At 74.2% G+C, this 22,586-nt stretch carries 18 protein-coding genes; 8 read left to right on the top strand and 10 right to left on the bottom strand.

What is annotated here, in order from left to right:
• Positions 1–55: 55 nt before the first annotated feature.
• Positions 56–397, top strand: coding sequence for a deoxyxylulose-5-phosphate synthase (locus tag AB0M28_RS02350; protein WP_365396347.1), 342 nt, complete (start codon positions 56–58; stop codon positions 395–397).
• Positions 394–1,536 (top strand): MalY/PatB family protein, encoded by a 1,143-nt coding sequence (locus AB0M28_RS02345; protein ID WP_365396344.1) that lies wholly within the window; start codon positions 394–396, stop codon positions 1,534–1,536. The genes AB0M28_RS02350 and AB0M28_RS02345 overlap by 4 nt, the downstream gene beginning before the upstream one ends.
• A 29-nt stretch (positions 1,537–1,565) precedes the next feature.
• Here the strand turns inward: AB0M28_RS02345 and AB0M28_RS02340 are convergent, their stop codons facing one another.
• The 3 genes from AB0M28_RS02340 to AB0M28_RS02330 form a co-directional block, all read right to left on the bottom strand.
• Entirely contained in the window at positions 1,566–2,645 is a 1,080-nt protein-coding gene (locus AB0M28_RS02340) for a Zn-dependent alcohol dehydrogenase (RefSeq protein ID WP_365396341.1), read from the bottom strand.
• A 98-nt stretch (positions 2,646–2,743) separates the two neighbouring features.
• Complete coding sequence (locus AB0M28_RS02335; RefSeq protein ID WP_365396338.1) at positions 2,744–4,144, bottom strand: aldehyde dehydrogenase family protein; 1,401 nt, start codon at positions 4,142–4,144, stop codon at positions 2,744–2,746.
• Between the two features lie 612 nt (positions 4,145–4,756).
• The gene (locus AB0M28_RS02330) at positions 4,757–6,955 is read right to left on the bottom strand and encodes a molybdopterin-dependent oxidoreductase (RefSeq protein ID WP_365396335.1); all 2,199 of its coding nucleotides are present in this window, start codon (positions 6,953–6,955) and stop codon (positions 4,757–4,759) included.
• Positions 6,956–7,242: 287 nt separating this feature from the next.
• Here AB0M28_RS02330 and hmgA point away from each other — a divergent pair, with 287 nt between their 5' ends.
• The 3 genes from hmgA (at position 7,243) to AB0M28_RS02315 (ending at position 10,560) form a co-directional block, all read left to right on the top strand.
• Positions 7,243–8,571 (top strand): homogentisate 1,2-dioxygenase, encoded by a 1,329-nt coding sequence (gene hmgA / locus AB0M28_RS02325; RefSeq protein ID WP_365396332.1) that lies wholly within the window; start codon positions 7,243–7,245, stop codon positions 8,569–8,571.
• Positions 8,568–9,317, top strand: coding sequence for a GntR family transcriptional regulator (locus AB0M28_RS02320; protein ID WP_365396329.1), 750 nt, complete (start codon positions 8,568–8,570; stop codon positions 9,315–9,317). The genes hmgA and AB0M28_RS02320 overlap by 4 nt, the downstream gene beginning before the upstream one ends.
• Positions 9,318–9,420: 103 nt before the next feature.
• Positions 9,421–10,560 (top strand): type ISP restriction/modification enzyme, encoded by a 1,140-nt coding sequence (locus AB0M28_RS02315; protein WP_365396644.1) that lies wholly within the window; start codon positions 9,421–9,423, stop codon positions 10,558–10,560.
• A 50-nt stretch (positions 10,561–10,610) separates the two neighbouring features.
• On the opposite strand, the gene AB0M28_RS02310 is transcribed toward AB0M28_RS02315, so the two are convergent.
• The 5 genes from AB0M28_RS02310 to AB0M28_RS02290 form a co-directional block, all read right to left on the bottom strand.
• On the bottom strand, positions 10,611–11,786 hold the full coding sequence (locus tag AB0M28_RS02310) for a DUF5925 domain-containing protein (RefSeq protein ID WP_365396326.1): 1,176 nt from the start codon (positions 11,784–11,786) through the stop codon (positions 10,611–10,613).
• A gap of 86 nt (positions 11,787–11,872) precedes the next feature.
• A complete protein-coding gene (locus AB0M28_RS02305; RefSeq protein ID WP_365396323.1) occupies positions 11,873–13,495 on the bottom strand; it encodes a serine/threonine-protein kinase in 1,623 nt (540 codons plus the stop codon).
• 130 nt (positions 13,496–13,625) lie between these two features.
• Positions 13,626–15,185, bottom strand: coding sequence for a nickel transporter (locus tag AB0M28_RS02300; protein ID WP_365396320.1), 1,560 nt, complete (start codon positions 15,183–15,185; stop codon positions 13,626–13,628).
• Positions 15,186–15,214: 29 nt separating this feature from the next.
• The gene (locus AB0M28_RS02295) at positions 15,215–16,534 is read right to left on the bottom strand and encodes a tetratricopeptide repeat protein (RefSeq protein WP_365396317.1); all 1,320 of its coding nucleotides are present in this window, start codon (positions 16,532–16,534) and stop codon (positions 15,215–15,217) included.
• Between the two features lie 251 nt (positions 16,535–16,785).
• On the bottom strand, positions 16,786–18,330 hold the full coding sequence (locus AB0M28_RS02290; protein ID WP_365396314.1) for a DUF4331 domain-containing protein: 1,545 nt from the start codon (positions 18,328–18,330) through the stop codon (positions 16,786–16,788).
• A 259-nt stretch (positions 18,331–18,589) separates the two neighbouring features.
• Between AB0M28_RS02290 and sigK the strand changes: the two genes are divergently transcribed.
• The 3 genes from sigK to AB0M28_RS02275 all read left to right on the top strand — a co-directional run bounded on the left by sigK (position 18,590) and on the right by AB0M28_RS02275 (position 20,295).
• On the top strand, positions 18,590–19,144 hold the full coding sequence (gene sigK, locus AB0M28_RS02285) for an ECF RNA polymerase sigma factor SigK (protein ID WP_365396311.1): 555 nt from the start codon (positions 18,590–18,592) through the stop codon (positions 19,142–19,144).
• Positions 19,141–19,896: an anti-sigma factor gene (locus AB0M28_RS02280; RefSeq protein WP_365396308.1), complete on the top strand. Its 756-nt coding sequence runs from the start codon at positions 19,141–19,143 to the stop codon at positions 19,894–19,896. The genes sigK and AB0M28_RS02280 overlap by 4 nt, the downstream gene beginning before the upstream one ends.
• A gap of 126 nt (positions 19,897–20,022) precedes the next feature.
• Entirely contained in the window at positions 20,023–20,295 is a 273-nt protein-coding gene (locus tag AB0M28_RS02275; protein WP_365396305.1) for a hypothetical protein, read from the top strand.
• 117 nt (positions 20,296–20,412) lie between these two features.
• On the opposite strand, the gene AB0M28_RS02270 is transcribed toward AB0M28_RS02275, so the two are convergent.
• Both AB0M28_RS02270 and AB0M28_RS02265 read right to left on the bottom strand, forming a co-directional pair.
• Positions 20,413–21,240, bottom strand: a complete 828-nt coding sequence (locus tag AB0M28_RS02270) for an ABC transporter permease (protein WP_365396303.1) — start codon at positions 21,238–21,240, stop codon at positions 20,413–20,415.
• On the bottom strand, positions 21,237–22,184 hold the full coding sequence (locus tag AB0M28_RS02265) for an ATP-binding cassette domain-containing protein (RefSeq protein ID WP_365396301.1): 948 nt from the start codon (positions 22,182–22,184) through the stop codon (positions 21,237–21,239). Before AB0M28_RS02265 ends, AB0M28_RS02270 begins: the two co-directional genes overlap by 4 nt.
• Positions 22,185–22,586: the final 402 nt, after the last annotated feature.

Below are 22,586 nucleotides of genomic sequence, written 5' to 3'. Positions count from 1 at the left end.
CGCGCGGCGAATACGCACTGGGCGCCGTCCGGCTCCCCGTCCTACGATGCGGCGCATGGGCATAGCCAACACGCACTACGTGTGTCTCCCGTGCCGCGCGTCGTACAAGAAGGGACGCGACCCCGGCCGCCGGCACGTCTGCCCGCGCTGCGACGGCGACCTGCTGCATGCCGGCACCGCCTTCGCCGCGCCGAAGCGGCGGGACGCGGCGGCCTGGCGGGCGGTGGGCGTGGTGCTGCGGGCGGGGCTCGACTACGACCAGTCGTGCTGCGGTTGCGGGCCGGGCTACCGCCCGCGCAGCCCGCGCGAGATCCGCGACCGGCAGGCGTACGCCCTGCGGACCGGACGGCCGCTCGCCCGCGCGCTGGCGACGCCCGATCCGTGGGGAGCCCGATGAGCGCCGCCGCCTCCGGCAACCCCCTTCGCCGGCTCACCCTCCCCGAGCTCCGGCGCCGTACGAGCGTGAAGTGGCGGGCGTATCCGCCGGACGTGCTGCCGCTCTGGGTGGCCGAGATGGACGTACCGCTCGCGGATCCCGTCGTCGAGGCGCTGCGGGCGGCGATAGACCTCGGGGACACCGGCTACCCCGCGGGTCAGGCGTACGCCGAGGCGTTGTCGGAGTTCGCCAAGGAGCGGTGGGCGTGGGAGCTGCCGCCGGAGCGGACGGCGATCGTGCCGGACGTGATGCTGGGCATCGTGGAGGTGCTGAAGCTCGTGACGCGGCCGGGGGACGCGGTGGTCGTCAACTCCCCTGTGTATCCGCCGTTCTACGCGTTCGTCGCGCATATGGACCGCCGGGTGGTGGAGGCCCCGACGGGCCCCGGCCACCGCATCGACCTGGACGCGCTGGCGCGGTCCTTCGCGGGCGGCGCGCGGGCGTTCCTGCTGTGCAACCCGCACAATCCGACGGGCACGGTGCACACCGCGGAGGAGCTGGCGGCGGTCGCGGCGCTGGCGGAGGAGCACGGCGTACGGGTCGTCGCGGACGAGATCCACGCGCCCCTGGTCCCGGCGGGCGCGCGGTACGTGCCGTACCTGTCCGTGCCGGGCGCGGAGCGCGGCTTCTCCCTGATGTCCGCGTCGAAGGCGTTCAACCTGGCGGGCCTGAAGGCGGCGCTGGCGATCGCCGGTCCGGAGTCGGCGCACGAACTCGCGCTGATGCCCGAGGAGGTGAGCCACGGACCGAGCCACCTCGGCATCGTGGCGCACACGGCGGGCCTGCGGCACGGCGGCGCCTGGCTGGACGCGCTGCTGGCGGGCATCGCGGAGAACCGCGCCCTCCTGGCCTCCCTGCTGACCGAGCAGCTGCCGGACGTGGGCTACCGCCCACCGGAGGGCACGTACCTGGCCTGGCTGGACTGCCGCGCCCTGAACCTGGGCGACGACCCGGCGGCGGCGTTCCTGGAACACGGCCGGGTCGCCCTCAGCGGCGGCCTCCCGTTCGGCACGGGCGGCGCGGGCCACGTACGACTGAACCTGGCCGCGTCCCCGGAGGTGCTCCAGGAGGCGGTACGGCGGATGGCGTCAGCCGTCTGAGGCCTTCGCGCTGCGGAGTCCACCGTCCGTCACTCGAAGACCACCAGCGCCCGGCCGCCCTGGCCCGCCAGCATGGCCTCGAACGCTGTCGGGATGCCGGCGAGGTCGATGCGGTCCGTGACCAGGGACGACAGGTCGAAGCGGCCCGCGCGGACGTGGTCCGCGATCAGGGGGATGTCCGTCGCCGGGTTGCTGTTGCCGTAGACGCAGCCCGCGAGGGTGCGGCCGAAGTAGAAGAGCTCCAGGGCCGAGAACGCGACCTGCTGGTCCTGGCCGCCGATGCCGACCACCGTCGTACGGCCGCCGCGCCGCGTGGACGACCACGCCGCGCGGATCGTGTCGGCGCGGCCCACGCACTCGATGGCGACGTCCGCGCCGATGCCGCCCGTCAGCCGGCGGATCTCCTTGGCCGCGGAGTCCGAGGCGAGGACGAAGTCCGTCGCGCCCGCCGCCAGCGCCAGCTCCTCCTTGGCCGGGGAGACGTCCACCGCCACGATCGGGCCCGCACCCGCGATCCTCGCGGCCTGCAGGACCGCCAGGCCCACCCCGCCGACGCCGAAGACGGCGACCGATTCACCGGCCCGTACCCGCGCGGCGTTGTGCACCGCGCCCCAGCCGGTGAGGACGGCGCAGCCGAGCAGCGCGCCGTCGGCGAGCCCGATGCCCTCCGGCAGCGGGATCGCGGCGTGCGCGGGGACCACCGTCTCCTCGGCGAACGCCGCCGTACCCAGGCCCGGGTACAGATCGCCGCCCTCCCAGCGCGCGTAGGGGACGGCGGCGGCCGCGCCCGCGTTCGCGCACAGCCACACCTCGCCCAGCCCGCAGAAGTGGCAGGAGCCGCAGGAGGGCGCCCAGTTGAGGACGACCCGGTCGCCGGGGGCCACCGCGGTGACGTCGGGACCGACGGCGGTCACCGTGCCGGCACCCTCGTGGCCGAGGACGGCGGGGGCGGGCTGCTTGAGTGTGCCGTTGGACAGCGACAGGTCGGAGTGGCAGACGCCCGCGGCGGCGAGGCGTACCCGAACCTGGCCCGGGCCGGGGGCCGGCAGGTCGATCTCGGCGAGCCGCAGCGCGGAACCGACGGCGGGGAGGACGGCGGCGCGGACCATGGGGTGGCTCTCTTTCGGTGCGGGGCGGGGCGGTTCAGGGCGGTGCGATGCGTTCGGTTCGGTGCGTTGAAGGACGACAGTCTGGCGGCCGGAACCGGTCAGAACTGGAGTGACTTCGTGTGCAGATACTCCGCCAGCCCGTGTACGCCGAGCTCCCGCCCGATCCCCGACTGCTTGTACCCGCCGAAGGGCGCGAGCGGGTTGAACCGCCCGCCGTTGATGTCGACCTGCCCCGTCTCCAGCCGCCGCGCGAAGGCCACCGCCTCCGCCTCGTCGCCCGCCCACACGGCGCCCGCGAGCCCGTACACCGTGCCGTTGGCGATGCGTACGGCGTCGTCCACGTCGCGGTAGCGGATGAGCGACAGCACCGGGCCGAAGATCTCCTCCTGGGCGATCGCCATCTCCGGGGTGACGTCGGCGAAGACGGTGGGCCGGACGTAGTAGCCCGTCCCCGCGTACTCGGGCGTCTGCGCGCCGCCCGCCACCAGCCGGGCGCCCTCCTCGACGCCGCGCGCGATGTAGCCGCGGACGCGCTCGCGCTGGCCGCCGTTGACCAGCGGGCCCATCCGCTCGGGGGTGGCGTACTTGGCAGCGGCCTCGGCGGCCAGGGCGACGGCCTCGTCGTACTGGTCGGTGTGTACGAGCATCCGGGTCCAGGCGCTGCAGGTCTGGCCGGAGTTGGTCATCACGTTGGCCACGCCGACGTTGACGGCCTTGGCCAGGTCGGCGCTCGGCAGGATGACGTTCGCGGACTTGCCGCCCAGCTCCAGGGCGACGCGCTTCACGGCGCCGCCGGCGATGGCGCCGATGCGGCGGCCGACGGCCGTCGAGCCGGTGAAAGAGACCAGGTCGACGCCGGGGTGTTCGGCGAGGGCCTGGCCGGCGACGGGGCCGAGGCCCGTCACGAGGTTGAACACGCCCGCGGGCAGGCCCGCCGCCTCCACCGCCTCGGCGAAGAGCTGCGCCACGAGGGGGGTGTCCTCGGCGGGCTTGAGCACCACCGTGCAGCCGGCGGCGAGTGCGGGGACGACCTTGGCGGTGATCTGGTGCAGCGGGTAGTTCCAGGGGGTGATAGCGCCGACGACGCCGACCGGCTCGTGCAGGACGGTGGAGTTGCCGATCCTCTCCTCGAAGGCGTACGTGGCGGCCAGTTCGGCGTACGAGCCGGTGACCGCGATCGGCAGTCCGGCGTGCACCTTCTGCGCCAGGACGGGCGGCGCGCCCAGCTCCGCGGTGACCGTCTCGGCGATCTCGTCCGCGCGGGCGGCGAGCTGGTCGCGCAGGGCGGCGAGGTGGGCGGCGCGCTCGGCGGGCGGGGTGGCGGCCCAGCCGGGGAAGGCGTCGCGGGCGGCACGGACGGCGGCGTCGACGTCCTGCGCGTCGCCCGCGGGGACAGTGCCGATGACCTGCTCGTCGGCGGGGTTCACGACCTCGATGGAGCCGGACCCGGCGGCGGCGCGCCAGGTGCCGCCGATGAACAGGGCGTCGTGGGCCTTCATGTCGCGTCCTCCCGATGCGGTGGGGGCTGCGCCCCTTGTCCGCGATCCAAACTAGCGCTGATAGTTTTCGGCGCCCAGTCCCGCGCCCCGTGCCATGGATCACTCCGCGGTTCCGGTGCCGGTCGGCCGGTCGTCCCCCGTTCCGCTGCGGGGGCTCCGCCCCCGAACCCCGTTTGCGGGCTGCGCCCGCGATCGCGCCTGCGGCGCTCGTCCTCAAACGCCGGACGGGCTGAGGGTCGCCGCAGCGCCGATGCGCGTAAGGCGCCGCGCGACAACATGAAGCCCGCCCGACGTCTGAGGCCGAAGCGCGCAGCGCCGATACGCCGGTAACCAGGCAGCGGGGCGAAGGGCCCAAACCAGCCCGGCCGGCGCTTGAGGCCGAGGCGCGTAGCGCCGACTCGCGTCAGCCGGCGCTAACGCGGCATGCAGCCCGGCCGGCGTCTGAGGCCGAGGCGCGCAGCGCCGATGCGCCGGCGCCCAGGCATCAGGGCGGAGGGCGCAAACCAGCCCGTCCGGCGTTTGAGGACGAGCGCCGCAGGCGCGATCGCGGGCGCAGCCCGCGAACGGGGGGCCGGGGGCGGAGCCCCCGCAGCGGGACGCGAGCCGGACGCGTCACGACAGCGGCGCCACCTGGACCGGGAACCCGTTCAACACCGACGTACCCGACAGCGGATCGAGCCGCGACCCGTCCAGCAGCTGGTTGACGTTCGCCCCGGGACGCGCCGCCGCGACCCCCATCCGCGTCCCCGCCCGATCGTGCCCCCACCCGTGCGGAAGGCTGACGACCCCCGGCCGAAGGTCGGAGGTCACCTCGACCTCCACCGTGATCTCGCCGCCCTCACCCTTCACGACCGCCCCGCCCCCGTCCGTGAGCCCGAGGCGGGACGCGTCCCCCGGATGCACCTGGAGGGTGCACCGGTTGCTGCCGCCGGTGAGCGGCGCCACGTTGTGCATCCAGCTGTTGTTGGACCGCAGATGACGCCGCCCGATGAGCACGAGGTCCTCCGGCCGCCGGCCGAGCGCCGCCCGCAGCCGCGGCACGTCGGCCGCGAGGGGAGCGGGGCACAGTTCGACACGGCCGGAAGGCGTGCGCAGCACCGCCGGGAGCCGAGGCCGCAGCGGCCCGAGGTCGATGCCGTGCGGGTGCGCCAGGAGCTTGTCGAGGGTGAGGCCTTCGGGGTCGGCGCCGAAGCCTTCCCCGTACGGGCCGAGGCGCAGCATCATGTCGAGCCGCCGCTCCGCGCCCGTACCGCCGGTGAGCCGGGCGGCGAGCGCGGCCGGGTCCTGCCCGTGCACCGGGGAGTCCTCGTCCGCGACGGCCTGCTTCAGCGCGAAGTCCACGGCCATCGCGTCCGCGACGGACGGGTCGGTGTCCGCGGGGAGCCCGCCGGCGATCAGGGCGAGGCGGGCCAGGATCTCGCACTCGTCGGGACGGCCGTCGGGCAGCGGAACGGCCGCGGGGGTGTAGCGGACGTTGTTGCGTACGGCGAGCGAGCTGAACAGGAAGTCGTAGTGGCCGCTCTGCACAGGCCGCGGCGGCGGCAGGATCACGTCCGCGTGCCGGGTGGTCTCGTTGAGGTACGGATCGACGCTGACCATGAACTCGCACGCGTCCAGCGCCCGGGAGAGCCGCTCCCCGTCGGGAGCGGACAGCACCGGGTTCGTGCCGACAGTAAGTACTGCCCGCAGCCGCCCCTCCCCCGGCGTGTCGAGCTCCTCGGCCAGCGAGGCGAGCGGGAACTCGGACATCACCTCCGGGTGCCCGGAGACCCGGCTGTGCCAGCGGCCGGTACGGAAGCCCTTCCCGGGGCCGGGCGGGCGGACCTTCGCCGTGGCGGCGAGCGGGAACATCGCGCCGCCGGGGCGGTCGAGGTTGCCGGTGAGGATGTTGAGCACGTCGACCGCCCAGCTGGTGAGCGTCCCGAACTCGACGGTCGTGGAGCCCACCCGCCCGTACACGGCGGCGGTGGGGGCGGCGGCGAGTTCGCGGGCGAGGGTACGGATCTCCTCGGCGTCGACACCGCAGTGCCCGGCGGCCGCTTCGGGGGTGAAGGGCTGGACGAGGGCGCGCACGTCCTCGACGCCGTCGACGTCCGCGACGGGGGCGGTCAGCTCCTCCGCGAACAGGACATGGACCATCGCCAGCAGCAGCGCGGCGTCGGTGCCGGGCCGCGGTGCGACGTGCCGGTCGGCGATGCGGGCGGTACGGGTGCGGTGGGGGTCGATGACGACGAGCCGCCCGCCGCGGGCGCGCAGGGCCTTCAGCCGGCCGGGGAAGTCGGCGGCGGTGGCGATGCTGCCGTTGGAGACGAGGGGGTTGGCGCCGATCATCAGCAGGTGGTCGGTGCGGTCGAGGTCGGGTACGGGGAAGGCGAGCGGATCGCCGTAGAGGTAGCCGTTCGCGACCTGCCGGGGCATCTGGTCGACGGTGCTCGCGGAGAACACGGCGCGGCTGTTCAGGGCGCGCACGATCAGCGGCGGATAGAGGGCGCCGGCCATCGTGTGCACGTTCGGGTTGCCGAGGACGACGGCGACGCCGTCGCGCCCCAGCCCGGCGGCCACGGCCGCGAACGCCTCCTCCCAGCTCGCCTCGCGCAGCTCGCCGTCGCGCCGGACGAGGGGCGCGGTGAGGCGGTCGGGGTCGGCGTCCAGCGCCCCGAAGGAGGCGCCCTTGGGGCAGATGAACCCGGCGCTGAAAACGTCGTCCCTGTCACCGCGGGCGCCGGTCACCCGTCCGGTGTCGTCGATGGTGAGCGTCAGGCCGCAGGTGGCCTCACACAGCGGACAGATACGCAGGGCGTTCCTCGACATGGCGTCCCCTCGGCCCTCGGCGACATCGGCGTCGTCCGTACCGCGCTGTACGACGCGGCACTTCCCGCGGCGCGACGCAGCACTTCCTGGCGGCACGACGCAGCACATACCGCTCGGTACGACGCGGCACATACCGCACGGTATCCCGGCTCGGCGGCGGGCGACAGGTGCTGCCGCCACCCCCTTCCGGCGCCGCGCCGGAAGGGGCGATCCATTGACGTACCACCGAACCCATTCCTATGGTCATACATAGGAATCACGGATCGAAGGGCAGGGGCCGCGCACCAATGAGCACCGTGGAAGACGCACGCAAGACCGCCGAGGGGCTGACCTACTCCTCCGGCTTCGGCAACGAGCACGAGAGCGAGGCCGTCCCGGGCGCACTGCCCGTCGGCCGCAACTCCCCGCAGCGCGCTCCGCTCGGCCTGTACGCGGAGCAGCTCTCCGGCACCGCGTTCACCGAGCCGCGCGCCCACAACCGCCGCTCGTGGCTGTACCGCATCCGGCCCTCCGCCGCGCACCCGGCGTTCACCCGCGCCGGCAACGGCGGCATCCGCTCCGCGCCCTTCACGGAGACCGTCCCGGACCCGAACCGGCTGCGCTGGAACCCGCTGCCGGAGCCCGCGCCGGGCACGGACTTCGTCGACGGCCTGTGGACGCTGGGCGGCAACGGCGACGCCACGCAGCGCACCGGCATGGCGATCCACCTGTACCACGCGAACACCGCCATGACGGACAAGGTGTTCTCCGACTCCGACGGCGAACTGCTCATCGTCCCCGAGCGCGGCGGGCTGCTGCTGCGCACGGAGTTCGGCCTGCTGACGGCCGAGCCGGGGCATGTGGCGCTCATCCCGCGCGGCGTGCGCTTCCGGGTGGAGCTGCTGGACGAGACGGCGCGCGGTTACGTCTGCGAGAACTACGGCGCCCCGTTCGTCCTCCCCGACCTCGGCCCGATCGGCGCCAACGGCCTCGCCAACGCCCGCGACTTCCTCGCGCCCGTCGCCGCCTACGAGGACGTCAGCCGGCCCACGCTGGTGGTCAACAAGTTCTGCGGCAACCTCTGGACCGCGACGTACGACCACTCCCCGCTGGACGTCGTCGCCTGGCACGGCAACCACGTGCCGTACGTCTACGACCTGCGCCGCTTCAACGTCATCGGCACCATCAGCTACGACCACCCGGACCCGTCGATCTTCACCGTGCTGACGTCCCCCTCGGACACCCCGGGGCTGGCGGGCGTCGACTTCGTGGTCTTCGCCCCGCGCTGGCTGGTCGGCGAGGACACGTTCCGCCCGCCGTACTTCCACCGGAACGTCATGAGCGAGTACATGGGCCTGATCGAGGGCGCGTACGACGCCAAGACTGCCGGTCCAGGGGGGTTCGTGCCCGGCGGCGGCTCGCTGCACAACATGATGTCCGCGCACGGCCCGGACCGGGAGACCTTCGACAAGGCGTCGGCGGCCGAGCTGAAGCCGCAGAAGATCGACGACGGGCTGGCGTTCATGTTCGAGACGCGCTGGCCGGTGACGGCAACCGCGCAGGCCGCCGGGGCCGAGCACCTTCAGCACGGATACGACGACGTGTGGCGGGGGCTGCAGAGTAACTTCCGCCCATGAGCACCTTCGCGCCCGACTCGCTCGAGCTCAACCGGAAGCTGCCGCTCTGGTATCAGATCTCGCAGTCCCTGCGGGCCTCGATACTCGGGCGCGCTCCCGACGCCCCGCTGCGGCTGCCCACGGAGGAGCAGCTTGCGGAGCACTACGGCGTGAGCGTGCTGACCGTGCGCCAGGCGCTGAAGGAGCTCGAGGAGGAGGGCCTGATCAGCCGGCACCGGCGGCGCGGCACGTTCATCGAGGAGACGGTTCGGCGCGGTTCGCCGGTGCGGCTGCTCGGTTCGGTGGACGCGATCGTGGCCCAGCAGTCGGGGGACGCCTCGACGGTGCTGCGCCACGGCCCGGGGCCGGTGCCGGCGGATCTCGCGGAGTACTTCCCCGGGCTGGCGGAGGTCGGGGTCTACCGGCGGCTGCGCAGCGACGAGTCCACCGGTGAGCCGGTGAACTGGGCGGAGAACTTCGTCCGCCCGGAGCTGGCCGCGCGCATCGACCCCGCGGACCTGGAGCGGTGGCCGATGACGCGGGTGCTGCGCGACGCGGTGGGCGTGCGGATCGCCCGGATCACGGACACGGTGGAGGCGCGGCTGGCCGATCCGGAGACGGCCCGCCTGCTGAAGGTTCCCCTGGTCAGCCCGGTGCTGTTCTACACGGGGGTGTCGTACGACGAGTCGGGGACGGTGGTGGACGTGGCGCGCATCCGCTACCGCGGCGACCGGTTCTCCTTCTCCGTGACGGTGGAAGCGCGTTAGTCACCGGGGCGCCCGTCGGTGGTCGCCCGTACGATGCAGCCGAGGGGCGGCAACGGGAGGTCGGCGCGTGACGGTGGGCGGGACGGCTGCACTCGGGGAGCTGATGCCGTGGGGCGTGGCGCCCCTACGGCTCGGGCGGCCCTGGATCATGGCGCCCGACCCCGACTCGCTGCGGGCGCGCTGGGCGCGGCTGCTGGCCGCCGAAGGGCCCGCGCGGGAGGCCCTGTTCCACCCCACCCGCAGCCGTACGCCGACCCGCAGCGTCGGCCAGCTCCCGGGCCAGCGCACGGGCACGGGCCGGCTGGCGCGCGAGACGGCGGCCTGTCCCGATCCGATACCGGTGCTGCACGGGGCGTTCGACCGGCAGTGGCTGATCCCCGACCACCGGCTCATCGACCAGGCACGGCCCGAGCTGTGGCGGGTGGCCGACGAGCGGCAGATGTACGCCGTGGAGCTCGGCCCGCTGCCGGGCGGTCCGCCGCTGGTCGCCTCCGACGTGCTGCCCGACGGCCGCTCCCCCGCCGGCCGCCCCGGCCGGATCCGCCCGCTCTACCGGCGCCCCGGCGGGCGGGAGCCCAACCTGGCCCCGGGACTGGTGGAGTTCCTCACGCGGCGGCTCGGCGTGTCCGTCGCGCCCGAGGACGTACTGGCGTGGGCGCTGGCGGTGGCGCGGGCGGGGACGCAGGGGTGCGAGGTGCCGCTGACCGCCGATCCGCTGGAGTGGGCGGCCGGGCTGGAGCGGGGACACCGGCTGCTGGACCTGCAGTTGCGCGGCGCGCGCAGCGGCACCCGGCCGCGACTGCCGGGCGGCCGCCGCCCGTACGTGCGCGCTGCGCTGCCGGCGCGCCCGCGCGAGCTGGCGTACGACGAGGAGGACGAGGCGCTGCTGGTGGACGAGGGGCGGGTGTCGCCGGTGCCGAAGGAGGCGTGGGAGTTCGAGGCGGCGGGCGTCCGGGTGCTGCAGCTGTGGTTCGAGCGGCGCACGGTAGAGGCCGAGCCGGGTTCCCTGGAGGCGCTGCGCCCGCGCGAGTGGCCGCAGGCGTGGACGTCGGAGCTGCTGGAGCTGGTCACGGTGCTCGCGCTGATGGCGGACGCGCCCCCGGCACCGGAGGTCGCGGCGCCGGTCAGGCCCGCGGAGCTGCGCGAGGCGGGAGTGCTGCCGGTGCCGGGGTGGGCGCGCCGGCCGGCGTCGGTGTTCGACCACCACGAGGAGGGTCCGGAGGGGCAGTTCGCGCTGATCTGAGCTTCCTCCGGATGCCGATCTGAGCTTCCTGCAGATTCCCTACGGATCTCCTACAGATACAGCCCCGCCCCGTCCCGCGCCGTCTGCTCCGGCACGCCCATCGGCCCCGTGCCGCGCCGCAGGGCGAACAGCTCGGCCAGCGCGGCCCCGTCGCGGCCGATCGCGCCCTGGTGGTCCGCGGCGTCGTCGCCGAGCCAGTCGAGCGCCTCGCGCCGGGTCAGCGGGCCCACCTCGATACGCGCCAGGCAGCGGCCGGGCCGGACGACGGCCGGGTGCAGGCGCTCCAGGTCCTCGTTCGTCGTGACGCCGATGAGGACGTTGCGGCCCTGGCCGAGCAGACCGTCCGTGAGGTTGAGGAGGCGGGAGAGGGCCTGGCCCGCCGCGTGCTTCGCCTCGCCTCGGATCAGCTCGTCGCAGTCCTCCAGCAGCAGTAGACGCCAGCGGTTGCCGTTCGTACCGTCGTCCTCGCCGATGGCGATGTCCATCAGATAGCCGACATCGTTGAAGAGCCGCTCGGGGTCGAGCACGCAGTCCACGCGGCACCAGTCCTGCCACGCCCGGGCGAGCGTGCGCAGCGCGGAGGTCTTGCCCGTACCCGGCGGCCCGTGCAGCAGGAGCAGCCGACCGGTGACGTCGTCCGGGGTGGTCCGCATCAGCGCTCCCATGGAACGGGCCACGGAGGCGGTGTAGTTGGCGCGGATCTCCTCCCAGGACGGGGCGCTGATCTTCCGGGTGGTGCGCCGGGGGCCGCGGTTGGCGGAGAAGTACCAGAACCCCATCGGCACGTCGTCCGGCTGGGGTTCGGGCTCGTCGGCGGCGCCGTCCGTGGCCTGGCCCAGGACCTGTTCCGCCAGCTCGTCGCTGACCGCCGTCACCGTGACGTCCGCGCCCCGCTGCCAGCGGGTGGCCAGCACGGTCCAGCCGGGCCCCTCCGCCAGCACGGAGCCGCCGCGGCTGGGGTCGTGGGTCGAGCGCAGCACGGCGGCGCCCGGCGGCAGCAGGGTGGCGCCGGACTTGACCTTGTCGATCGAGCGGGTACGGGAGTAGGGCTGCTCTCCGCTGGCGAAGCGCCCCAGGAACAGGGCGTCCACGACATCCCCCGGGGAGTCGCTGTCGTCCACGTTCAACCGGATGGCGAGGGAGTCCTCGACGGTCGTGGCAGGGGTGTCGACGGGCAGCAGGATCCTCCTGACGTCCTTGGCTCGGTCGGCTCGCTCGGCGCACATGCGCATCATGGTCCGCTACGGGGCCGCCCGGCGCACACAGGTTTTTCACCCGCCCCCGCTCGACCCGGCACGCGGACTCCGGTACGTCAGGACGGCCCGGGGGACGGGCTCTCGGTGGTCTGCTGCTCGCAGGTGGTCGAGAAGGAGACGTACTGCGACGTGGCGCCCGGGCTCTTGACCTCCAGGGCCACCGCGTCCTCGTTGGTGCCGCCCTCGGTGTACGCCGCGATGGTGTGCTCGACGGCCACGGAGTACTCGCCGCTGCCGAACTCCGCGGTGGCCCAGTCGGTACCGTTCTCGCCGCTCTGCGTGATCCAGCGGAACTGCACCTTGGCGGGCGCCTTGTTGACGTCGATGTTGCCGGAGAAGGACGGCGCCTCCCCGTCGGGGGGCGGGCACGCGCCGGTGTACTGGGCGGTGTTGGCGTGGACGGAGAGCTTGACGGTCAGCTCCACCGTCTTGGTGGGCGACGGCGAGTTGCCGTCGTCCGTCTCGTCGGTCGACGGGCTGGCGCTGGGGGTCTCGCTGGCCTCCTCCGTCTCGCCGCCGGTCGTACTGCCCGCGTCCCCGCCGGTGCTCCCCTGCGTGGTGGTACCGGTCGTCTGCTGGCCGCCGTCGTCGTCGCTCAGCAGCGCCCAGGCGATGCCGCCCCCGCTCAGGGCGAGGACCAGCAGCCCGGCGGCGAAGACCAAGCCGGCACGGCGGTTGCCCGGGGTGGTGGCCGTCGTGGTGGTCGAGGGGCCGTACGACGGGCTCGCGGCGGTCGTCGCGGGCGGCGGGCCGAAGGAGGGCGAGCCGGCGGGGGCCTGGCCGCTGACCGCCGTCGGCGAGTATCCGGCGACCGGCGGCACCGCCCGGGTCGTCGCCGTACGGGGCTGCCCGCCGGCGGCGACCAGGTGCAGCTGGCGCTCCGCCTCCTCGGCGCTCGTCCGCTGCGCCGGGTCCTTGCGCAGCAGACCGTCCAGCACACCGGTCAGCGCGCCGGCGCGCACCGGACGCGGCAACTCCTCGTCCACGACCGCACGCAGCGTCGACAGGGCCGTGTCGCGGCGGAACGGCGAGATGCCCTCGACGGCCGCGTACAGCGTCACGCCCAGCGACCACAGGTCGGAGGGCGGGCCCGGGTTGCGGCCCAGCGCGCGCTCGGGGGCGAGGAACTCCGGGGAGCCGATCACCTCGCCGGTGATGGTCAGCGCCGAGCCGCCCTCGATCGTCGCGATGCCGAAGTCGGTGAGGACGACCCGGCCGTCGTTGGCGATCAGGATGTTGCCGGGTTTGACGTCGCGGTGCACGACGCCCGCCTCGTGGGCGCTGCGCAGCGCCGCCAGCACCTCGGCGCCGATCCGCGCGGCGCGGACCGGGGTCATCGGTCCGTCGGCCTCCAGGGTGTCGGCGAGCGACAGTCCGCGGACCAGCTCCATCACGATCCAGGGGCGGCCGTCGTGGGTGGCCACGTCGTACACGGTGACGACGTTGCGGTGGGAGATCCGGGCAGCGGCCCAGCCCTCGCGCTCCAGCCGGGTGTAGAGCCGCTGGACCTCGGCCTCCTCCAGATGCCGGGGGGCGCGCACCTCCTTGACGGCGACCTCGCGGTTGAGCGACTCGTCCAGGGCGCGCCAGACGACGCCCATGCCGCCCTGGCCGAGTGCGTCCAGCAGCCGGTACCGGCCGGCGACGACGACCGGCCCGTTGTTCGCATCCCCGCTCATATGCACGTCCCCCAACCCCCAGCGGTGCGATTCCTACCAAAGGTAGCGCTCAACCGGGTGCGGCTGCTGTGCGTTTGGCGGTGAGATCGACGGGCGCGGCGTGCGGCCGCCCGGTGGCGGGGACGCGGGGTCATGCGAGGGCCGCCGCGGTTCCCTTGAGGACCAGTCCGCAGCCCAGCACCAGGACGAGTGCGGCGCTGCCGAACGGCGCCGCCCGCAGCCAGCGGGCCGCCGTACGCCGGTGCGCGGCGGCCGCCTTGGCCCGGTGCCCCAGCCGTACGACGGCGAAGCCCGCGGCGGTCAGGGTGAGGGCGAGCCCGGCCCCGTACGCCACGACGAGCAGCGCGCCGAACCACGGGCGGCCGAGGGCGGTGGCGCCGACGAGCACGACGACCGCCGAGGGACTGGGGACCAGCCCGCCGGCGAAGCCCAGGAGGACGGTGCGGGGGCGCTTCCTGCGGGGGTGGGGGTGGTCGTGCCCGTGGGGGTGGGGGTGGTCGTGCCCGTGGGGGTGGGGGTGGTCATGGGCGTGGCCGTGGGCGTGGTCATGGGCGTGCGTGTGCCCGTGGTCGTGAGAATGCCCGTGAGAGTGCCCGTGCCCGTGACCGTGCGTATGCCCGTGCTCCCGCCCCGCCCAGGCCCGGCGGAGAAGCCCCGCGCCGGCCAGGATGACCACCGTCCCGCTCACGATGCCGAGCCAGGTCACGACGGCCGGTGTCGCGGAGGAGCCCGCGATCACCATCGCCCCCAGGACGAACACCCCCAGCGTGTGGGTCACCGTGACCGACGCCCCGAGGGTCACCATGTCGCGCAGCGAACCGCGCCCCCCGGCCGCCGCCGCGGCGGCCATCAGCGTCTTGCCGTGACCCGGCGCGAGCGCGTGCAGCGCGCCGAGGGCGAGCGCGATCGCCAGGGCGAGCGCGCCGAAGCCGAGGCTGAGGTCGTGCCGGGCGACGAGCCCGGTCAGCGACTCCGTGAAGCGGTCCGCACCGCGCGGCAGGATGCCGGACGCCGCCACGTCGGACGTGGTGTCCTTGGCAAGGGCGGGGCCGCCGGGCGTCACCGAGAAGGCGGCCGAGGCGTGTTCGGGCGGCGAGGAGAGCAGATCGCCGGGGTAGCGGGTCAGCCGCCGCGACACGGACTCCGCCGGTACGCCGGAGTCCTTCGGCGTCATCCGGTCGCCCCGGACGGTGATCTCCCGCCAGCCGCGTGCGGTCGCCGCGTCGGCCGGCCGGTACTCGATCCGGTGCCCGCCGCTGCCGACGACGCCCGTGCCGGGCTCCGCCCGCAGCGCGCACTCCACCCTGAGGGTGGGCAGACCGGCCTGTCCCTCACGGACGCGGGCGGTCGCGGTCGTACGGCGTACGGGGACCGCGCCGCCGTCGACCGTGGCGCGCGCGTCCCGTGCGGCGGCGTCGCAGCGGGCGCCTGCCCAGGCCGCGAGTTCGCCGGCGTCGAGGGTGCGGTCGCCGTCGCGGTCGATGGCGCCGCGCGCCTGCTGGGCGGGGATCTCGGCGAGGTCCTCCACATGGTCGACGCGCAGGTCCCGCGGGGTGACGACGATCCCGTCGTACTGGTTGACGCTGAAGTTGCCCAGCGGGTGCGCGCTCGCCTGCGGCGCGGCGGCCAGGGCCAGGGCCAGCGCGGCCGCCGCCACCGTGCCGAGCCGCAGCAGGCGCCGGCGGTTCACGCGGGGACGGTCGTTCCGTACGCGCCCGCTCATCGCAGGGCCTCCTTCGCCGCGCGCGCCCCGAGGGGCGAGAAGTGGGGGTTGAGGCGCAGTGCCGTGCGCACGTCCGCCCGGCCGGCCGTCGTGTCGCCCAGGGCGAGCAGGATCATGCCGCGGTGGTAGCGGAGTTCGGCTCCGCGCAGTCCGACGGACACCGCGAAGTCCGCGTAGCGGAGCGCCTCCTCGGAGCGCCCCGAGCGGTGCAGCGCCCACGCCAGCGCGTCGGCCGTGTGCACCGTGTGCCGCCGCGCCCACTCCGCGCGGGCGGCGCGCAGGGCCTCGTCGGGGTCGCCGTGGTCGGAGGCGACGACCGCCGTGTCCAGGTCCACGGCCACGCCGTTGGCGCGGGCGAGCTGTGCCTGGACGGCCACCAGGTCGTACTGCGCGCGTGCCTCGGCGCGGCGGCCGCTCGCCTCGTACAGCTCGCCGAGGGCGGCCAGCGCGCCGGGCAGCGGGCTGCGCCGTACGAGCTGCTCCAGATCGCGCACCGCGCCCCGTACGTCGCCCTGTGCCGCGCGCGTACGTGCTTGCCCTTCCAGCGCGGCAAGGGACGTCGGATCGGCGTCGAGAGCGGAGACGAAGTAGCGGCGGGCCTCGTCGTAGCGTCCCTGCGTCCAGGCCAGCTGGCCGAGTTGGGTGGCGGTGTAGGCGCGGTCGCCGGGGGCGGTGGCGGTGTCCAGCGCGAGGGACAGGACGCGCTTGGCGCCGGCCGGGTCGCCACGCAGTTCGAGGACGTAGGCGTAGCGGGTGAAGACCGGTATGCCGGGGCGGCGGGCGTCGGCGGTGCGGGCGGCGCGCAGGGCGTCGTCGTAGCGGCCGAGTTCGACCAGCGCGTCGACCCGGCTGGACAGGGCGCGCTCGCTGTACGCGTTCACGCGCAGCGCCCGGTCGGCGGCGCGCAGGGCGCCGGAGAAGTCGTGGCGGGCGGCGGCGAGGGCAGCCTGCCCGGCCAGTGCCACCTCGTTGCCGGGGCTCAGCTCCAGGGACCTGGCGAGCGCCTTCTCGGCCTGCGGGTAGCGGGTGGGGTCCGCGCCGGAGCGCGCCTGCTCGACGTAGGCGGCGCCGAGGGCCGCCCAGCCGGCGGCGTCCTTGGGCTGGGCACGCAAATGGGTCTGCAGGGCGCTCACGCCGCGGTCGAGGTCCGCGCCGGCCAGCCGCTCGAACGGGGCGCCGGCCTGCGGTGCCACCGACCTGGCGGCGGGGGACGGCGAGTCGTCCAGGACGAGGGCGGCCCCGGTGAGGAGCAGCGCCAGCGCGGTCGCGCCGGCCGCCGCGCGGGGGCGCGGGAGCCGGATGCGGGTCTTGGTCATCGTGCCCACCTCGTTTCTCGGAGCTGCCTGCGGTCGGGAGGAGTGCTACCTGCGGTCGGGAGGGGTGCTACCTGCGGTCGGAGGGGCGCTGCGTTCTTCCGGGGAGACGGATGGAACCGGCGGTACGGGCGCGCGAAGCGGAGAGGCGCTCCCGTACCGCCGGTGTGGGCACGGCCGCCAGGGGGATCAGGCGGAGCGGCCGCGCCCTGCCGGTGGGGTGCCGGACGGCGCACCGGCCGTCCGGCACCGGATCACAGCGCCGTCACCCGGCGACCGCGCATCCGCCACCAGGCGAGCCCGAGCCCGACCAGCAGCGCACCGCCCGCGCCGGCGGCCGCGGAGGCGACCAGCAGCGTGGAGTCGTCGTCACTGCCGGAGGCGGCGGTCGCCGCCCCGCCGTCGAGCTGCGTGCTGCTCTTGCCCGCCTGCGTACCGCCCTTGTCGGCGGACGAGGAGGTCGAGGAGCCGCCCCGGACGTCCGAGCCGGAGGTCGGCACCGCCACGTACGGGAACGCCTGGCCGAACTTCAGGTCGTTGGCGTTCACGGCGTCGCCGAGGTCGTTCGGGTTGCCGGTCAGCTCGCCCTCGACGACCTGCAGCTCGATGTCGACGATGTCGTCGGTGAGCCGCCGCCCGTTCGGGAAGCCGGCCTTGTCGCCCTCGAGCACGCCGAGCCGCTTGGGCGAGGCGGTGGGCGGGATGGAGGTGTTGAGCCGCAGCATCTCCGCGGGGCGGACGTTCGGCGGCTTGTTCAGCCCGTCGACACCGGTGAGGAACGCCGCGACCAGGTCGTTGCGCGGGGTGGCCGGCGCCTTGATGCCGTAGATCTTCTCGATCAGCTTCGGCAGCTCGGGGTTGGTGACGTACGGCAGGAACTGGGCGTCGTTCCAGGGCGAGGACGCGTTGAACTTGTCCTTGTCCTTGCGCGGGACGACGACCTCGTTCACCAGCGGGCTGCCCAGGCGCGAGACCTGGGTCCAGCTGCCGGAGGCGTTGCGGCGCTGGGTGGTCGACCAGATGCCGACGATCGGCTGCTGCGAGGAGCGGCGGATGGAGGCGGTGGGCACCTGCAGGGCGACGGTGTTGACGTTGTAGCCCTTCAGCGTGTCGTTGCCGACCTCGGAGAGGTCACCGCCGTACAGCAGGTCGAAGACCCGCAGGTCCAGGAAGAACGGGTCGTCGGCCTGGCCGACGTAGGACTTCCCGCCGCCGCGTACGGTCTTCACGGCCTGGTCGCGCAGCTTCTTGTAGTCCGGCATCGAGGCCTTGCCCACGTTGGACGGGGCTATCGGCAGATCGTCGGCGACCTTCGTCTTGGAGACGACGCGCTGCTTGTCCAGCTTGATCAGGTCGATGTCGTACGTCTGGTTGAAGTTGAGGTCGGGGTCGTCGAGGCTGGTCACCGGTCCCGTGTTGTACAGGAAGGTGTTGCCGTTGCGGACCTTGCTCTTGAACGTCCAGCGGTAGAGCAGGTCGCCCTGCGAGTCGCCGTCGTTGTCGATGTGGATGTCGTACTGCGCGTCCGTGGGGAAGCGGTAGAAGTTGGGACCGCCGGCGGGCTCCTCGAAGGGCACCCAGTTGGCGATCAGCGTGGTCGTGTCGGGCTTGTCGGGGCTGACGAACGCGTACACGTCCGTGTTGTCGTACTCGGGCTGGCCGGCGATCAGCGGCGCCTCGCGGTGGCTGGAGGCGGCCGCGTCCCCGGGCTCGAGCACTGTCACACCGCCGGCGGCGAGCCCCCCGGCCGCCAGGGCGCCGCAGGTCAGTGCGGCAAGGGTCTTGATCCGTGTGGACATCGCGTCCGTCCTTCGCTCGGAAAGCGGCTTGGCACGGGGTCATTCGGGACGGGGGGCGGGGCGGATTGGTGGGCTTCCCGGAAAGTTTCCGGAGCCGCGCCCTCCGCCGTACCGGCCCACTTCCGGAGCCGCGCCCTCCGCCGTACCGGCCCACTTCCGGAGCCGCGCCCTCCGCCGTACCAATCCGATCCCGGCCCTCGCCACGAATGCCTGGTGACGGGACAATGGCCGCCGATGCGGTGGCCGTAGGGGAGGCGGCGTGGTCGAGGACCAGGAGGGGAAGCTGCTGGCGCTGGTCGCCCGCGGCGACCAAGGGGCGTTCGAGGAGCTGTACGGGCTGGTCTCCGGACCGGTGTACGGGCTGGTCCGGCGCGTGCTGCGCGATCCCGCCCAGTCGGAGGAGGTGGCGCAGGAGGTGCTCCTGGAGCTGTGGCGCGGTGCGCCCCGTTTCGACGCGGCGAAGGGCAGCGGTCTGTCCTGGGTGCTGACGCTGGCCCACCGGCGGGCCGTCGACCGTGTCCGTTCCGCGCGCGCCGCACGCGAGCGGGAGGAGCGCGTCGGCCGCCGCGCGGAGGAGCCCGCCTTCGACCAGGTGGTGGAGACCGTGGAGAGCCGGCTGGAGCGCGAGTCGGTACGGCGCTGCCTGGACGCCCTCACCGATCTGCAGCGGCAGTCGGTGACCCTGGCGTACTACGACGGCTTCACCTACCGGGAGGTCGCGAAGCGGCTGTCGCTGCCGCTGGGCACCGTCAAGACCCGGATGCGCGACGGCCTGCTGCGGCTGCGCGCCTGCCTGGACGGGGGTGTCGCGTGAACCCCCTGCGCGGGCGCGCCCACGCGCTCGCCGCCCCGTACGCCCTGTCGGCCCTCTCTCCGCGCGAGGAACGGAAGTTCGAGCGCCATCTCGGACGGTGCCCCGCTTGTACGGCGGAGGTTCGCGCGCTCCGTCAGGACACCGTGCGGCTCGCCCGCGCGGTCGCGCTGCCTGCGCCCGACGCGATGCGCGCGCGGGTGCTCGCCGCGATCCGCACCACGGAGCAGGAGGCGCCCGCCCGTCCGGTGACGGCTCCCCGGGGCCCGTCCGTTCGTCCGGCGCCGGTCCCCCGGCCCGCGTGGGGCGTGCGCCTGGCCGCGGCGGGGGCCGCGTGCGCGCTGGCCGTTGCGGCCGTGTTCGGTGTGCTGTGGACCCGGGCGGCGCAGGACCTGGACGACGAGCGCGCGCAGGCCGCCGCGGTCCGCCAGGTGCTGGCGGCGCCGGACGCCGTCGCCCTCTCCTCGCGGGAGGACGGCGGCGGGCTGAACGCCGTGGTGTCCGAGGACCTCGGCCGCGCGGTGGTGACGCTCACCGGCCTGCCCGAGCCCGGGGCGGGCCGCACGTACCAGCTGTGGGCCATGGACCAGCAGCCGGGCCCCATCCGCCCGGCGGGACTGCTGGATCTCGCGGACCCGTCGGTGGCCTCCCTCGGTGCCTCGGTGCGCACACTCGCGGTAACGGAGGAGCCCGCGGGGGGATCGAAACAACCGACGAGCGCCCCCCTCGTACAACTCGCCCTGGGCGGTGCCTGATTGACGTTTCCGCGTCAACGCCCTTGAATCATGGGTGAATCCGGTACGGGGGATGCGCACGTGACGCCGCGGGACGATAGGGTTACCCTGCCCGGGCCGGGAGCCCTCGTATGGGTGGGGAGTGTCATGGAACAGATAGCAATGCGCAGCAGGGCCCGAGTCCCTGCGATCGACTGCGGTAACACCGCCTCCAGAGCGCGGGTCGACCGCCATCTGGCGATACTGGCCGGCCCCGCCGTGCCTGCGGCGGAGGCGGAGGGCGCGACCCTGCTCATGCAGGAGCTCACCTCGCGGAAGCCGAAGCCGGAGCGCGGCCAGCCGAGCAAGACGGAGCGCCTGTCTCTCTTCGCGCCGCTGCGGCGGCTGCGTCGCACGCTTTTCGGCAACCGTCACCACTGAACGTCCCGGTTCCACAGGACGGACACGCCATACCCGGCATTGGCGTGTCCGTCCGTCTTTTTTCTGTGGCCATAAGTCGATAAAGCGAATTCCCGTGCGGCGGAAGTGCCGTGCGGCTCACGTATTCGCGGACGTCCGCGCGTAACGGCGTACCGCCAGCGGCACGAACACCGCCAGCAGGACGGCGGACCAGCCGAGGGACGCGGCGACCGGATGCGTCATCGGCCAGGCCGCGCCCGCCGCGTCGTCCAGCCCCGGGACCGCGGAGCCGAACAGCTCGCGGGCGGCGGTGTTGAAGGCGCTCAGCGGGTTCCACTCGACGACCGGCCGCAGCCAGCCCGGCAGTCCGGCGGCCGGCACATAGGCGTTGGACAGCAGCTGCAGCATGAACGTCATGCTCGCCAGCTGCCCCGCGGCCTCCTCCTTGCCGACGACCATGCCGAGATGGAAGCCGATCCAGGCGCTGGTGAAGCGCAGGAGCAGCAGCAGCGCGAAGCCCGCGGCGGCCTCGTCGGGGCCGCTCTCGATCCGCCAGCCCACGGCGTACCCCACCGCGACGAGCGGCACCAGGCCCACCGCCGTGATCAGCACGTCGGCGGCGGCCTGCCCCAGCGGCACGGCGGTGCGGCTCATGGGGAGCGTCCGGAAGCGGTCCAGCACCCCGCGCTGTGCGTCGGCCGCGGCCGTCAGCATGCCGGTGACCAGGCCGCCCGCGGCGGCGGTGGCGAGCAGGCCGGGGACGATGTACGTGCGGTAGTCGGCGCCGCCCGGGAGGGCGACCGTGCTGCCGAAGACGTACCCGAAGAAGAGCAGCAGGGTCAGCGGCATCGCCTGCGTGATGACGAACAGGCCGGGGTTGTGCCGGACCCGGTTCAGCTGCCGCCCGGCCATGGCGCGGGTGTCGTACAGCAGGTCGGCGCTCGCGGAGGTCGTGACGGTGCTCATACGGCGGGCTCCTTGGCGGTCAGGGCGAGGAAGACCTCGTCGAGGGTGGGCGGGCGCAGTCCGGCGTCGACGACGGGGATCCCGGCGGCGTCGAGTTCGCGGACGATACGGGGCAGGGTGAGACCGGGGCCGACGGCGACGGCCCCGACGGCGAGGCGCTCCTCGTCCAGCACGGGTTCGCCCCCGGTCAGCGAGGCCAGCACCACGGCGGCGCCGGACAGCGCGGCGGGCTCGGCGACGACGGCCTCCGCCCAGGACCCGATCCGGGACTTCAGCTCGGCGGGCGTGCCGGTGGCCGCGGCGCGGCCGTGGTCGATCAGCACGATGTCGTCGGCCAGCTGGTCGGCCTCCTCCAGATACTGGGTGGTGAGCAGCACGGTCGTCCCCTGGGCGGCCAGCGCGCGCACGCGCTCCCAGATCTGGCCGCGGCTGGCGGGGTCGAGACCGGTGGTCGGCTCGTCGAGGAAGAGGACCTCGGGCCGCCCGATCAGGCTCGCGGCGAGATCGAGCCGCCGCCGCATGCCGCCGGAGTACGTCCGCACGGCCCGCCCCGCGGCGTCCTCGAGCCCGAACTCCTCGATGAGTGCGTCGGCCCGCCGCCGCCCCTCGCTCCCCCGCAGGCGCTGCAGGGTGGCGAAGAGCCGCAGGTTCTCCCTCCCGGACAGGTCCTCGTCCAGCGAGGCCTGCTGCCCGGTCACCCCGATGGCCCGCCGCACGTCCGCCCCCTCCCGGACGACGTCGTACCCGCCCACGCACACGCGCCCCTCATCGGGCGCCAGCAACGTGGTCATGACCCGCACCGCGGTGGTCTTCCCGGCCCCGTTGCTCCCGAGCACCCCGCACACGCTCCCGACGGGAACAGCAAGCTCAAGCCCACGCAGGGCATGCACGTCACCGAAGCGCTTGTGGAGCCCTTCACTAAGTACAGCGTACGTAGTATCCATACCCTCAGGTTAGCACGACGACTACGTACGCCGTACGGTGTGCCATCCGATCACCAGGGCGAGGGGGCCACCCCCAGCCCGTCCGGCACCTGAGGACTGAGGCGCAAAGCGCCGAACCGCGCCGCAGGCGCCGACGGAACCGCACCCGTCAGCACGACCGACACCCACCCAGCCCGTCCGGCGCTTGAGGACTGAGGCGCGAAGCGCCGAACCGCGCCGCAGGCGCCGACGGAACCGCACCCGTCAGCCCGACCGACGCCCACCCAGCCCGTCCGGCGTCTGAGGACTGAGGCGCGCAGCGCCGAATCGCGCCAGCCGGCGCAACGCGACATGAAGCCCGTCCGGCGTCTGAGGACGAGCGCCGCAGGCGCGAAACGCGGCCGCAGGCCGCAACGGGGACCC

The organism is Streptomyces sp. NPDC051940 (assembly GCF_040680895.1).
Lineage (GTDB): Bacteria > Actinomycetota > Actinomycetes > Streptomycetales > Streptomycetaceae > Streptomyces.
This window is presented reverse-complemented; position numbering and strand designations above follow the sequence as displayed.

What these genes read in the sequence shown, in the direction of transcription:
- hmgA (WP_365396332.1), top strand. Translation starts at nt 7,243, where the DNA reads ATGAGCACCGTGGAAGACGCACGCAAGACCGCCGAGGGGCTGACCTAC.
- AB0M28_RS02265 (WP_365396301.1), bottom strand. Translation starts at nt 22,184, where the DNA reads ATGGATACTACGTACGCTGTACTTAGTGAAGGGCTCCACAAGCGCTTC.
- AB0M28_RS02295 (WP_365396317.1), bottom strand. Translation starts at nt 16,534, where the DNA reads ATGACCAAGACCCGCATCCGGCTCCCGCGCCCCCGCGCGGCGGCCGGC.
- AB0M28_RS02275 (WP_365396305.1), top strand. Translation starts at nt 20,023, where the DNA reads ATGGAACAGATAGCAATGCGCAGCAGGGCCCGAGTCCCTGCGATCGAC.
- AB0M28_RS02350 (WP_365396347.1), top strand. Translation starts at nt 56, where the DNA reads ATGGGCATAGCCAACACGCACTACGTGTGTCTCCCGTGCCGCGCGTCG.
- AB0M28_RS02310 (WP_365396326.1), bottom strand. Translation starts at nt 11,786, where the DNA reads ATGTGCGCCGAGCGAGCCGACCGAGCCAAGGACGTCAGGAGGATCCTG.
- AB0M28_RS02305 (WP_365396323.1), bottom strand. Translation starts at nt 13,495, where the DNA reads ATGAGCGGGGATGCGAACAACGGGCCGGTCGTCGTCGCCGGCCGGTAC.
- AB0M28_RS02320 (WP_365396329.1), top strand. Translation starts at nt 8,568, where the DNA reads ATGAGCACCTTCGCGCCCGACTCGCTCGAGCTCAACCGGAAGCTGCCG.
- AB0M28_RS02330 (WP_365396335.1), bottom strand. Translation starts at nt 6,955, where the DNA reads ATGTCGAGGAACGCCCTGCGTATCTGTCCGCTGTGTGAGGCCACCTGC.
- AB0M28_RS02315 (WP_365396644.1), top strand. Translation starts at nt 9,421, where the DNA reads ATGCCGTGGGGCGTGGCGCCCCTACGGCTCGGGCGGCCCTGGATCATG.
- AB0M28_RS02270 (WP_365396303.1), bottom strand. Translation starts at nt 21,240, where the DNA reads ATGAGCACCGTCACGACCTCCGCGAGCGCCGACCTGCTGTACGACACC.
- AB0M28_RS02335 (WP_365396338.1), bottom strand. Translation starts at nt 4,144, where the DNA reads ATGAAGGCCCACGACGCCCTGTTCATCGGCGGCACCTGGCGCGCCGCC.
- AB0M28_RS02340 (WP_365396341.1), bottom strand. Translation starts at nt 2,645, where the DNA reads ATGGTCCGCGCCGCCGTCCTCCCCGCCGTCGGTTCCGCGCTGCGGCTC.
- AB0M28_RS02345 (WP_365396344.1), top strand. Translation starts at nt 394, where the DNA reads ATGAGCGCCGCCGCCTCCGGCAACCCCCTTCGCCGGCTCACCCTCCCC.
- AB0M28_RS02290 (WP_365396314.1), bottom strand. Translation starts at nt 18,330, where the DNA reads ATGTCCACACGGATCAAGACCCTTGCCGCACTGACCTGCGGCGCCCTG.